The 12,694-nt window shown below is 62.8% G+C and carries 10 protein-coding genes; 5 read left to right on the forward strand and 5 right to left on the reverse strand.

Annotated features, from left to right (window positions below; translation table 11 throughout):
- Nucleotides 1–97: 97 nt before the first annotated feature.
- The gene (gene rpsB, locus IV454_RS26815; RefSeq protein WP_054262917.1) at nucleotides 98–847 is read right to left on the reverse strand and encodes a 30S ribosomal protein S2; all 750 of its coding nucleotides are present in this window, start codon (nucleotides 845–847) and stop codon (nucleotides 98–100) included.
- 620 nt (nucleotides 848–1,467) lie between these two features.
- On the opposite strand from rpsB, the gene map reads away from it, so the two are divergent.
- The 4 genes from map to IV454_RS26835 all read left to right on the forward strand — a co-directional run bounded on the left by map (nucleotide 1,468) and on the right by IV454_RS26835 (nucleotide 7,314).
- A complete protein-coding gene (gene map / locus IV454_RS26820) occupies nucleotides 1,468–2,295 on the forward strand; it encodes a type I methionyl aminopeptidase (protein ID WP_054262918.1) in 828 nt (275 codons plus the stop codon).
- 12 nt (nucleotides 2,296–2,307) lie between these two features.
- The gene (locus tag IV454_RS26825) at nucleotides 2,308–4,890 is read left to right on the forward strand and encodes a [protein-PII] uridylyltransferase (RefSeq protein WP_206088649.1); all 2,583 of its coding nucleotides are present in this window, start codon (nucleotides 2,308–2,310) and stop codon (nucleotides 4,888–4,890) included.
- Nucleotides 4,891–4,943: 53 nt separating this feature from the next.
- Nucleotides 4,944–5,690, forward strand: a complete 747-nt coding sequence (locus IV454_RS26830; RefSeq protein WP_054262920.1) for a pseudouridine synthase — start codon at nucleotides 4,944–4,946, stop codon at nucleotides 5,688–5,690.
- A gap of 151 nt (nucleotides 5,691–5,841) precedes the next feature.
- Entirely contained in the window at nucleotides 5,842–7,314 is a 1,473-nt protein-coding gene (locus tag IV454_RS26835) for a family 43 glycosylhydrolase (protein ID WP_206088650.1), read from the forward strand.
- A gap of 88 nt (nucleotides 7,315–7,402) precedes the next feature.
- On the opposite strand, the gene IV454_RS26840 is transcribed toward IV454_RS26835, so the two are convergent.
- The 4 genes from IV454_RS26840 to IV454_RS26855 form a co-directional block, all read right to left on the reverse strand.
- On the reverse strand, nucleotides 7,403–7,999 hold the full coding sequence (locus tag IV454_RS26840; protein WP_206088651.1) for a hypothetical protein: 597 nt from the start codon (nucleotides 7,997–7,999) through the stop codon (nucleotides 7,403–7,405).
- A 218-nt stretch (nucleotides 8,000–8,217) separates the two neighbouring features.
- Complete coding sequence (locus tag IV454_RS26845; protein ID WP_206088652.1) at nucleotides 8,218–8,814, reverse strand: hypothetical protein; 597 nt, start codon at nucleotides 8,812–8,814, stop codon at nucleotides 8,218–8,220.
- Nucleotides 8,815–9,124: 310 nt separating this feature from the next.
- Nucleotides 9,125–9,838, reverse strand: a complete 714-nt coding sequence (gene aqpZ / locus IV454_RS26850; protein WP_267691557.1) for an aquaporin Z — start codon at nucleotides 9,836–9,838, stop codon at nucleotides 9,125–9,127.
- 125 nt (nucleotides 9,839–9,963) lie between these two features.
- Nucleotides 9,964–10,851 carry a CPBP family intramembrane glutamic endopeptidase gene (locus IV454_RS26855; protein ID WP_082692036.1) on the reverse strand — a complete coding sequence of 296 codons (888 nt, stop codon included), beginning with the start codon at nucleotides 10,849–10,851 and terminating at the stop codon, nucleotides 9,964–9,966.
- 167 nt (nucleotides 10,852–11,018) lie between these two features.
- On the opposite strand from IV454_RS26855, the gene IV454_RS26860 reads away from it, so the two are divergent.
- Nucleotides 11,019–12,656, forward strand: a complete 1,638-nt coding sequence (locus tag IV454_RS26860; protein ID WP_206088653.1) for a M28 family peptidase — start codon at nucleotides 11,019–11,021, stop codon at nucleotides 12,654–12,656.
- Nucleotides 12,657–12,694 lie beyond the last annotated feature (38 nt).

The following is a 12,694-nucleotide window of genomic DNA, read 5'->3' on the forward strand; positions in this document are numbered from 1 at the left end:
TGTTTCTCCTAAATTTGTGACATATTCTGTTTAAAAAAAAGGGGGAGCTGCTGCTACCCCTTTTGATTTCCGCGGCGCCTCAGGGCGCCTGAAGCAATTAAGCCTGCTCGGAGACTTCGACGAACTCGTCGCCAGCCGATTTAACCAGTTCAACGATTTCGTTGGAGGCGTTTGCACGGCCTTCCAGGATCGCATCAGCAACGCCACGGGCGTACAGCATGATCGCTTTGGACGAATCGTCGTTGCCTGGAATGACGTGGGTCACGCCTTCTGGCGAGTGGTTGGTATCGACGATGCCGATAACAGGGATGCCCAGCTTGCCGGCTTCGGTGATCGCACCTTTGTGGTAGCCGACGTCGACGACGAAGATTGCGTCAGGAACGCCGCCCATGTCCTTGATACCGCCGATGGCTTTTTGCAGCTTGGTCATCTCGCGCTGGAACATCAGGCCTTCTTTTTTCGACAGCTTCTCAACCGAACCGTCTTCAACCTGAGCTTCCATGTCTTTCAGGCGCTTGATCGAGGTCTTGATGGTTTTGAAGTTGGTCAGCATGCCGCCCAACCAGCGCTGGTCGACGAAAGGAACGCCGGCGCGTGCAGCTTCAGCGGCGATGATTTCGCGCGCTTGACGCTTGGTGCCGACCATCAGGATCGTGCCGCGGTTCGACGCGACTTGCTTGATGGTTTTCATGGCTTCCTGATACATACCCATCGTCTTTTCCAAGTTGATGATATGGATCTTGTTGCGGTGACCGAAAATGAACGGCGCCATTTTTGGGTTCCAAAAACGGGTTTGGTGACCGAAGTGGACACCGGCTTCCAGCATTTCACGCATTGTTACGGACATGTAATTCTCCAGGGTTGGGTCTGGAATCCGGTCAGTCACCATACAGGCACCCTTTGCGACCGGATTCGCGATTTTAACAAGATTTGTGGCATTTCATAAACAACATTGCCCGAAAGCGAATTCAAGCAACCCGAGATTCTAACCGTATTCGGGGATTATTTCAAGTCCCCCGTCGTTCCCGCGCAGGCGGGAACCCAAGTTCGTGCCGCAACCGCTGAGCGAGCAACTTAGGTTCCCGCCTCTCCAGGAACTAGTCTTTGCCGCTAATTTGAGCAGCTTTGCGACTACAAACCTCGAAACCGTCGCTCCCGCGCAGGCGGAAACGCATGCGTTTCCCCCATAGCACCGTCGATATACGAATGTGCTATGGATTCCCGCCTGCGCGGGAAGTCATTTCTGCCAATGGCAGGAATGACGGAGCTTAGGTTAGCGCCATTTGGAAGCGCCCTCGCACTTTGCACAGTTCCAAGAGATTTGAGGAGTTTCATAGAAACTGGGACCTGCGCGGGAACGACGGATTGCGGCGCTATCCCTTATAATGGTCGCCATATTTGCACGGGTTTTCGCACCATCCTCCCGCTGTTACTGATTCTTACCGCTCTCTTGCTGATTGCCAACTTATGTCCAACATCTCGATCAAAACTCCCGCCGACATCGAAGGCATGCGCATCGCCGGCCGCCTCGGCTCCGAAGTGCTCGACTACATCACGCCCTTCGTGAAGGTCGGCGTCACCACGGGCGAACTCGATCGTCTTTGCCACGAATACATGGTGAACGTGCAGGGCACCATCCCGGCCCCGCTGAACTATTGCCCGCCGGGCTACACGCCCTACCCGAAAGCCATCTGCACCTCCGTCAACGACGTGATCTGCCACGGCATTCCGGGCGATAAAGTGCTCAAGGATGGCGACATGGTCAACCTCGACATCACCGTCATCAAGGATGGCTACCACGGCGACAACAGCCGCATGTTCCTGGTCGGCAAGCCAACCATCCTGGGCAAGCGCCTCTCCGAAGTGACCTACGAATGCATGTGGCTCGGCATTGCCCAGGTCAAGCCGGGCGCGCACCTGGGCGATATCGGCCACGTGATCCAGCAACACGCCGAAAAGAATGGTTACAGCGTGGTGCGCGAATTCTGCGGCCACGGCATCGGCAAGGTCTTCCACGAAGAGCCGCAGGTACTGCACTACGGCCGTCCGGGCACCCTGGAGCGCCTGGAAGCGGGCATGATCTTCACCATCGAACCGATGATCAACGCCGGCCGCCGCGAGATCAAGGAAATGGGCGATGGCTGGACCATCAAGACCAAGGACAAGAAACCGTCCGCCCAATGGGAACATACGATCCTGGTCACCGAGACCGGCTATGAAGTGCTGACCGTCTCGGCCGGCTCGCCGCCGCCGCCGGCCTTCATCACCCAGGCCAGCGCCGCCGTCACGGCCTGAGGCCAGCCCGCCATGCCCGCCGCCGCGCTCAAGAAGCAATCCCGCGACCTCCTCAAGCAAAGGCTGAAGGCGGAGCGGGCGTTGCTGATCGCCGCCTTCCGCGCCGACGGCAAGCCCGAAAAGCTGCTGCGCGGCCTGCGCCACAGCGTCGACGAGGTGCTCACCGAAGCGTGGCAAACGGTCGGCCTGCCCGCCTCCACCGCGCTGGTGGGCGTGGGCGGCTACGGGCGCGGCGAACTGTTTCCCTACTCCGATGTCGACTTGCTGATCTTGCTGGGCGAACCCGCCGACGCCATCACCCGGGCCAAGCTGGAAGAGCTGGTGCAGATGTTGTGGGACCTGGGCCTGGAAATCGGCCACAGCATCCGCACCATCGACGAGTGCATGAGCGAGTCGAAGGCCGACATCACGGTGCAAACGAGCTTGCTCGAAGCGCGCCTGGTGTGCGGCGATGCGATCTTGTTCGAGCAACTGCAGGAACGCTACCTCGGCGCGCTCGACCCGCGCGCGTTTTTCCACGCCAAGGCGGCCGAAATGCGCCTGCGCCACGCCAAATACGAAGACACGGCCTTCTCGCTCGAACCGAACGTCAAGGAAAGCCCGGGCGGCCTGCGCGACCTGCAAGTGATCCTGTGGGTGGCCAAGGCGGCCGGCCTGGCCAATTCCTGGGGCCAGCTGGCCACGCGCGGGCTGATCACCCAGACCGAAGCGCGCCAGCTGATGGAAAAGGAGCGCGCCTTCAAGGATATCCGCGTGCGTCTGCACCTGCACGCCAACCGGCGCGAAGACCGCCTGGTATTCGATGTGCAAACGCCGATCGCGGAAAGCTTCGGCCTGAAAACCACCGGCGAAGGCATCAATGCGCGCCGCGCCAGCGAATACCTGATGCAACGCTACTACTGGGCGGCCAAGACGGTCACCCAGCTCAATACCATCATGCTGCAGAATATCGAGGCGCAGCTGTTCCCCGAGGCTAACGAGGCCGAGGCGATCAACGAGCGCTTCAATGATGTCAACGGCCTGATCGACATCGCGTACGACGACACGTTTACCAGACAGCCCTCGACGGTGCTGGAAGTGTTCGTGCTGATGACGGAGCACCCTCACCTCAAGGGCATGACGGCGCGCACCATGCGCGCGCTGTGGCACGCGCGCTTCGAGATCGATGCCAAGTTCCGCGAAGATCCGGTCAACCGCGCCCTCTTCCTGCGCATCCTGCAAGCGCCGGTGGGCCTGGTGCACGCGCTGCGGCGCATGAACGATACCAGCGTCCTGGGACGCTACCTGCCGAATTTTCGCCGCATCGTGGGCCAGATGCAGCACGACCTGTTCCATGTGTACACCGTCGACCAGCATATCCTGATGGTGGTGCGCAACATGCGCCGCTTCACGATGACCGAGCACGCGCACGAATACCCGTTCTGCAGCCAGCTGATCGCCAACTTCCGCAAGTCCTGGCTGCTGTATGTCGCCGCGCTGTTCCACGACATCGCCAAGGGCCGTGGCGGCGACCATTCCAAGCTCGGCACCGTGGACGCCGCCCAGTTCTGCGAAGACCACGCCATCGGCTCGGAAGATACCGAGCTGGTGGTGTTCCTGGTCGAAAACCACCTGACCATGTCCCAGGTCGCGCAAAAACAAGACCTGTCGGACCCGGACGTGATCGAAAGCTTCGCCAAAGTGGTCAAGGACGAGCGCCACCTGACCGCGCTGTACCTGCTCACCGTGGCCGACATTCGCGGCACCAGCCCCAAGGTGTGGAACGCGTGGAAAGCCAAGCTGCTCGAAGACCTGTACCGCGTGACCTTGCGCGTGCTGGGGGGCGAGCCGCATTCGGCCGACCGCGAACTGAAAAACCGCCAGGAAGAAGCGATGGCCACCTTGCGCCTGTACGGCTTGCCCGACATCGCCCATGTCGACTTGTGGAAGCAGCTCGACGTCGCCTATTTTTTGCGCCACGACGCTTCCGATATCGCCTGGCAAACCCGCTGTCTGTGGGATAAGCTGGGCAGTGCCACGCCGGTCGTCAAATGCCGCCTGGCGCCGATTGGCGAAGGCTTGCAGGTGGCCGTGTATGTCAAGGACCAGCCCGACCTGTTCGCGCGCATCTGCAGCTATTTCGACCGCAAGAATTTCAGCATTCTCGACGCCAAGATCCACACCACCCGGCACGGCTACGCGCTCGATACCTTCATGGTGACCGAGCAAAGCTTCGCCAAGAGCTACCGCGACATCATCAACCTGATCGAGCACGAGATTTGCGAACTGCTCACTTCGCAGGCGCCCTTGCCGGCGCCCACGCGCGGACGGCTGTCGCGCCTGTCGCGCACCTTCCCGCTCACGCCGACGGTCGATTTGCGGCCCGACGAGCGCGGCCAGTATTACCTGCTGTCCATCGCGGCCAACGACCGCACCGGGCTGCTGTATGCCATCGCCAACGTGCTCGCGCGCTACCGCATCAACCTGCACACGGCCAAGATCATGACCCTGGGCGAGCGGGTGGAAGACGTGTTCCTGGTCGATGGCGCCGTGCTCAACAACGCGCGCAACCAGATCCAGCTCGAAACCGACCTGCTCGATGCGCTGCGCGTGTGATTTTTACCAATTTCCCTTTCCAGTAACCCTTTAAGTAACCTTAAAAGCAAGCCATGACTGAATTAGTACGCCTCTCCAAACGCATGTCCGAACTGGGGCTCTCGTCGCGCCGCGAAGCCGATGAATGGATCGCCCGCGGCTGGGTGCGGGTCGATGGCCAGGTCATCTCCGAACTGGGCAGCAAAGTGCTGCCGCACCAGAAAATCACCGTCGAACGCCAGGCCGCGGCCGAGCAATCCAAGCGCGTTACCGTGCTGATCAACAAGCCGATGGGCTATGTCAGCGGCCAGGCCGAAGATGGCTACACCCCGGCCGTGGCGCTGATCAAGGCCGAGAACCGCTGGGCCGACGACCCGTCGCCGGAAACCTTCCACCCGACCCAATTGCGTTCGCTGGTGCCGGCCGGACGGCTCGACATCGATTCGGTCGGCTTGCTGATCCTGACCCAGGACGGACGTGTAGCCAAGACCCTGATCGGGCAGGATACCGCCATCGAAAAGGAATACCTGGTGCGGGTGCAGTACACCAAGGAAGGCAAGCTGCCGGAATCGGACCTGAAGAAGCTGTGCTTCGGCCTGTGGATGGATGGCAAGCCGCTGCTGGCGGCCAAGGTGCGCTGGCAGAATGACGACCAGCTCAGCTTCACCCTGAGAGAAGGCAAGAAGCGCCAGATCCGCCGCATGTGCGATATGGTGGGATTGAAAGTCATTGGTCTGAAGCGCGTACGCATCGGCAAGGTCAAGCTGGGCGACCTGCCGGTCGGGCAATGGCGTTACCTGCGGCCTGACGAGCAGTTCTGAGCGCCCCTCTGCGATCACTTTTTTGTCATCCGCGATGTCCGCTTTGGGATTAGACGGCTCTTGAACTGACGACCATACTCTGCTGGCGAGCCGTGGCACACCATGGCCGTACCGCCGCCCACAGGCGGCGGTCCACCAATGGAGATTGCCAATGTCAAGACAACCGATCATCCCGGCGGGCGGGCTCGCCGCCTGCCTCGCCGCACTGTTCCTGCCCGCCCTCGCCAGCGCCGCCTCGACCACCTTCATCAATCCGGTGGGGCCGAGCACCGCCTCCTCGGCCGATCCCCACGTCATGCGCCACAGCGATGGCAATTACTACTTCGTGTCGACCGCGCCCGGCTGGGACAAGCTGGAGCTGCGCAAGTCGCCCTCGCTGTCGGGCATCGGCGCGCGCACGCCGGTCACCGTGTTCGTCAAGACCGCCGCCTGCAGCGGCAATCACTGCACCAGCAAGGAAATCTGGGCGCCCGAGATCAACCATATCAACGGCGCCTGGTACATCTATTTTTCGGGCGCCGGCACCGACAACCAGCACCGCGTGTTCGCCATCCGCAACCCCAACGCCGACCCGACCACAGGCACCTGGAGCGCGCCGGTCAAGGTAGCCGACAGCGAGGATAGCTGGGCGATCGACCAGACCGTGGCCGACATCAACGGCCAGCTTTACATGGCCTGGTCGGACATCTCGGGCGGACAACCGCAGCGCATCAAGATCGCGCGCATGAGCAGCCCGACGACGCTCATCGGCAAGGGCGCGATCATTTCCACTCCGACCCTGGCCTGGGAAAAATCCGGCGCGGCGGTCAACGAGGGGCCGGCATTCATCGTGCATGGCAACAAGGTGCACCTGAGTTTCTCGGCCAGCGGCTGCTGGACCGACGACTACAAGCTCGGCCTGCTCACCGCCAACCTGGGCGCGGACCTGACCATGCCGTCCAACTGGAGCAAGGCAGCCACGCCGATCCTACAAAAGGGCAATGGCGCCTTCGGCCCCGGCCACAACAGTTTTACCAAGTCGCCCGACGGCACCGAAGACTGGATCGTCTACCATGCCAATCCGGCCACCGGCCAGGGCTGCGGCGACGCGCGCACCACGCGCATCCAGAAGGTGAGCTGGAACGGCGACCTTGCCGTGATCGGCACGCCTGCCGCCGCCGGCGCCCCAGTGACCCGCCCGTCCGGCGAGGGAAGCGGCACCATCTGGTACCGCGTGCGCAACGAGGCCAGCGGCAAGGTGATGAGCATCGACCGCGCCGCCGCAGCCAACGGCGCCGCCATCTGGCAATACACCAACCTCAACAATTCGGATCAGCTATGGTCGCTCGACCCGGTCGACGGCGCCTGGTTCAAGCTCAGCTCGAACTACAACGGCAATGTGGTCGGCGTGGCCGGCAGCAGCACGGCGCCCGGCGTGGCGGTCAAGACCTATCCGTACGCGGCCACCTATAACCAGCAGTGGCTGCTGGTGCCGGGCAACACCCAATATGTCGGCGTGCGCAACCGCAACAGCGGACTGATGCTCGACAACAAGGATGGCAGTCTGCTCGACGGCGCCGTGATCCAGCAGTGGAGCGCCAACGGGCTGGCGCCGCAACGCTGGCGCCTGGAGCGGGCCAACTGATCGTCATCGTAGCGGCCCGGTCGTCGCGGGCAGTCGGGTCGGGTGCGGCCTGCCCAATAGCTCCAATCTGGGCGGCAACGGCGGGCGCTTACCACTCATACGGCTCCGTCCGTTTATGCTTTGGCCACGGGCGGAACGTTGGCTTGTATCCGGGCGGCATTTCATAAGGATTGTCGCGCGCGAATTCGCCTGAGTACACGGCGTCCTCCAGCTGATGCAACTCGACGTTGAAGTCCCCGGCCGGCGTGTGCGCAAGTGGATCTTCGCTCACTTGATCGACCATGTCCGGCCAGGGACCGTCTGCGTCGTCGGACAAGGTTTGTTCACCGGCATCGGCACGCTTGTCGCTCCCTGACGCCATACCTGAAACTGGCCCGGATGGTGCGGATGCGGCGCCTACCGTCCTGCCGCAAGAGGGCTGTGCGACGGCGGGCATCAGCGGCGCGAGCAAGCCGAGCGGCAACCCGCGCCACGCGTCGGCGTAGCACACACTCGCACCGAAGCGCCCCCATTTTTCCCACGCATGTGGCGAGTACCATTCGAAAAACCATCGCATCATTTCTTCTTGCAATGCGGCATTCATCGCGGACGTGTACAAATTTGCGGCCCCGAAGGTCGCTGAACCAGGCTGCGCGTATCCATCCTCCACATCCGCCGCCGGACTATTCTTCAGTTCCCGATCCATGATCCTGCTCCTTAACGTAGATAATTCAGGCTGGCAGATAAGGACCGCGCCCGCAGGGGATCGACCCAAAAATAGCGGCCATCTTTACCACCCCTGATACGCCGCAGCAGTGACAACATCACTCGATCCCCGAGCGCCAGCATGCGCACTTCGTCGCGGTACTTCCGGTAAAGTTCATCTTTTCCAGCCGGCGAAGCGTGCAAGCCTACCCGTCCATCCTACCCCAGCTGAAAGCTGCGCTCGATAGCCGCGTCGATAATGGCGTGAAGGATCAGCATGGGTCTCTGATACGTAAAACTCATCGCCTGCAAAGCGTTCGATGGCACTGCGGCAAGGTACCAAAGGAAGACGCTACGCTCACCGCTACAATCGAGTGCGGGGTAACCCTCCGACAAGAGCATGATTGCCAACGGGACCGACCTGCCCTCGCCATTGGAAATGTCAATACATTGAAGACTCGCTTTCCTGCGAAAAGTTCGCTCGAAAATTTGCCAGCGCTTGTACAACGAAGGCCATTCCCAATTGGCATCGAGGCGTCCGGCACGACGGATATGGGGTTGGACCGCGGCTTGCCAGAGTCGCGCATCCGCCATTACGCCCTCATGAACGTGGATATCGGCAAACGATGTCCCGCCCGGCACAGGCAGTCGACTCGAGTGTGTGGAATGCATACGCGCTGGAAGAGTGGTTAAAGCGCGATTTTCTTCCAGCGGCCCGTGATTCGATAACGAAAAATACAACTCATCGTCAAAGATTCCCGCTGTTTTTCTGGCGCAACAGCCAGCCAGATCGAGCGCGCCAAACGCGCGTGGCACGGTGGCATTCCCCTTGCCCTCCGTGCCGGCTGCGGCGCCCTGCTACCGGGCCATTCGCTCGACGACGATTGCGGCAGCACCGCCGCCAGGCCGCTCAATCTGCCTGCGTTGACGCGCCACCGGCAAGCGCATGGACGGCGACGACGATGGCACCATCGTTAAGCGAAGGTGATTTGATTTGATATCGCGAACAACGACGGATAGCCAAATAGTCGCGCTACTTCGCTAGTGTGACGCCTGGGTTTGATCCGGCACCGAATCGCCCACAAAGGATGATTCGGCGCGGCCCGCAGGCGGGACTTGCTGATGCTTACTTATCGTCGCTGGCGATGAAACGGTAGGCCAGCGCACCGAGCAAGGCACCGATGATCGGCGCGACCCAGAACAGCCACAACTGGCCCACGGCCCAATCGCCCACGAACAGCGCCACGCCGGTGCTGCGCGCCGGGTTGACCGAGGTGTTGGTGACCGGAATGCTGATCAGGTGGATCAGGGTCAAGGCCAGCCCGATCGGCAGCGGCGCGAAGCCGGCCGGTGCGCGCTTGTCGGTGGCGCCCAGGATCACGATCAGGAAGAACATCGTCATGACCACTTCCGTCACCAGCGCCGCCAGCAGCGAGTAGCCGCCCGGCGAATGGGCGCCGTAGCCGTTCGAGGCAAACCCCTTGCTCACGTCAAAACCGGCGGTGCCGCTGGCGATGACGTACAGCACGCCTGCGGCGGCGATGGCGCCCACCACCTGCGCCACAATGTACGGCAGCAGTTTCGACGCAGGAAAGCGCCCGCCGGCCCACAAGCCGATCGACACCGCCGGGTTCAGGTGGCAACCCGAGATATGGCCGATGGCATACGCCATGGTGAGCACCGTCAGGCCGAAGGCCAGCGAGACGCCATGCAGCCCGATGCCGACGCCCGGAAACGCCGCCGCCAGCACGGCACTGCCGCAACCGCCAAGCACGAGCCAAAACGTTCCGAGAAATTCGGCGCTGTACTGTTTCATGAAATTATCCTTATTAAGTGAGATCGCGGCGCGACAGAGGAATCTGTAGCCCCAGAGCAAACATATTGCCACCTACAAATCATTATCGCAACAATAAAATTGCGGATTTATTCATGACGAAGCGGGCGGCAGGCTGCGCCGGCATCGCCTCAGGCCGCGCCCAGGCGTGGATAGGTGAACGCGATGAAGTGGATGCTGTTGAGCGCCAGATGGGTCAGGATGGCCGTTTCGATGCGCTTCGAGCGCAGGTAGGCGTACCCGTACCCCAGCCCCGCCAGGGCCGCCAGGCCGGCCAGCAGTGCCCCGCCGCGCGCGTGCGCAAGCCCGAACAGGAGCGCCGCCACGCACAGGGCGATCATCGGCCCGGCCTTCCAGCGGCGCATGGCGCGCGTCAGCTGCTCCTGGATGAAGCCGCGGAAGAACGCTTCCTCGGTCACGCAGGTAAACAGCAGATTGATCGCGATGAACCAAAGCGTGTAGGCGGACAGCTTGAGGTCCACGTCGACATAGCCCACCAGCAGCCCGACCGGCAGCACGATCAGCGGCGTGCCGAGGATGATCCAGTAATGCCGCCCGACCTCGCGCCATTGTTCACGCGTGCGGGCCGGTACGCAAAACAGCGCGAACAGAATCAGTCCGGCGGCGGCGGTATCGAAATTGAGCCGCTGCGTCACCGGGGCCGCCGCCGCGCTGATGACCAGATCGGACACCAGCGGCGGATTGACGAAGCCGGGAAAACGGTGCATCGACATGGCCAGCAGCATGCACCCCATCGCCACCATCAGCAGCACGTGCAGCGGCCCGCTCTTGCTGCGCCGCGCGCCATAGGCCAGCGCGCCCAGCGCGACGAGCGCCGCGATCGCTTGCAGGGATAGCAGGCCGGTCGCCACGCCGCTCGCGCACGCCAGGGTCAGCATGCACAGCCACGGCGGCAGCGCCAGTCCGGGACGCAGGGTCAGCGGAGCGAGCCAGGACGAACAAACCGCCAGCGCCAACAGGCCATAGGTCATTACCAGTGCGGCGGAAAGATGCATCATGTTTTTTACTCCGGGCGGGTGCGCATGCGCGCAAGGAAAGTTGCAAAATTCTAAATGATTAGCCGGCCGGAAGCAATGTGCCGCCGCGCAGCTGCGAGGATGGCCGATTGCGCCCCTGCCCCATTCATGGCACGATGCTCCCCCTGTACATTTTCATTGGAGCATCAATGCGCCGCGTTTCCGCACTCGCCATCGGCCTCGTCCTCGCCAGCCAGCCGGCCTTCGCCCAGAAACGCGCCGCCGGCGCGGCGACGACGCCGACGGTGGCCGAAGCGCCCCTGCGCGCCCACCTGTCCTTCCTGGCCGACGACATGCTCGAAGGGCGCGGCACCGGCCAGCGCGGCGGCGAACTGGCCGTGCGCTACCTCGAAACCCAGGCCGCCGCCATCGGCCTGCTGCCCGGCGCCGGCAAGGGCTACCGCCAGTCCATAAAAATGGTCGGCACCAAGACCCTGCCTACCAGCACCGTGAGCTTCGAGGTGGGCGGCAAGACCCTGGCGCCCAGGCTGGGCACGGAGATCGTTTTCAGCAACGCCAGCGACAAGCCGAAAGTGCGCTTCGACGCGCCGCTGCTGTTCGTCGGCTACGGCATCACCGCGGAAGACGAACGCTGGGACGACTACGCGGGCACCGACGTCAAGGGCAAGCTCCTGATCGTGATGGTCAACGACCCCAAACCCACGGCGGCGGAACCGAACCGCTTCGGCGGCAAGTCGCTCACCTACTCGGGGCGCTGGATGTACAAGTACGAAGAAGCGCTGCGCCGCGGCGCGGCCGGCGTGCTGCTGATTCACACGACCGAGTCAAGCTCCTACCCGTGGAGCGTGCCGGCCAACGGCATGAGCAAGGAACAGTTCCACCTGGCCGGCGAAGGCAACGCGCTGCAAGGCTGGCTGCAGGAAGAGACGGCGCGCGCCCTGTTCGCCGCCGCCGGCCAGGATCTCGACGCCCTGCGCGCCAGGGCCGAGGTGCGCGGCTTCAAGGCGGTCGAATTGAAAGCGCGCGCCAGGGTCGCCGTCGACAGCGCCATCCGCGCGGTCGAACAGTTCAATGTGGCCGGGATCGTGCCCGGCACCGATCCGAAGCTCAAGAAGCAGGCCGTGATCTATTCGGCCCACTGGGACCACCTCGGCATCGACAGCGCCGACGGCAAGGCGGACCACATCTGGAATGGCGCGGTCGACAATGCCTCCGGCTCCGCCGCCCTGCTGGCCATGGCGCAGGCGGCGGTGCGCCAGCCGGCCCGCCGCACCCAGATTTTCCTTTGGCCGTGCGCCGAGGAACAGGGCCTGATCGGCAGCCTGGGTTACATGCGCGACCCTGTCTGGCCGCTGGCCGACACCGCGGCCGACCTGAATCTGGACAGCATGAACTTCGTCGGCCCCACGCGCGACATCGGCGTGGCCGGCGCGGAGCGCAGCAGCTTGTACGCCAGCGCCGCCAAGGTGGCCAAGGCCATGGGGATGCGCCTGGCGCCGCCGATTCCCGACCTGGGCGGGGCTTACTTCCGCGCCGACCATTTCAATTTCGCGAAAGCGGGCGTACCGGCGTTTAACGTCGGTTCGGCCGTGTTTTCGGGCGACGGCAGCTTCGACTTCGAGCATGACCACGACGCCTCGAGCGCGAAGATGGTCGGCTTCAAGAATCACTACCATCAGGTCAGCGACGAATACAACCCGGCCTGGGATTTGCGCGGCATGGTGCAGCAGGCGCAGTTCACGCTCAATCTCGGGTACGAGGTGGCCAATGCGGCCGCCATGCCGGCCTGGAACAAGGGCGATCCGCTGGGGAAGGTCAAGCGCTGAACGTGGCGCCCGTGCCACGCGGGCGTTCCGGTTTGTGT

The organism is Massilia antarctica, from assembly GCF_015689335.1.
Taxonomy (GTDB): Bacteria; Pseudomonadota; Gammaproteobacteria; order Burkholderiales; family Burkholderiaceae_D; genus Telluria_A; species Telluria_A antarctica.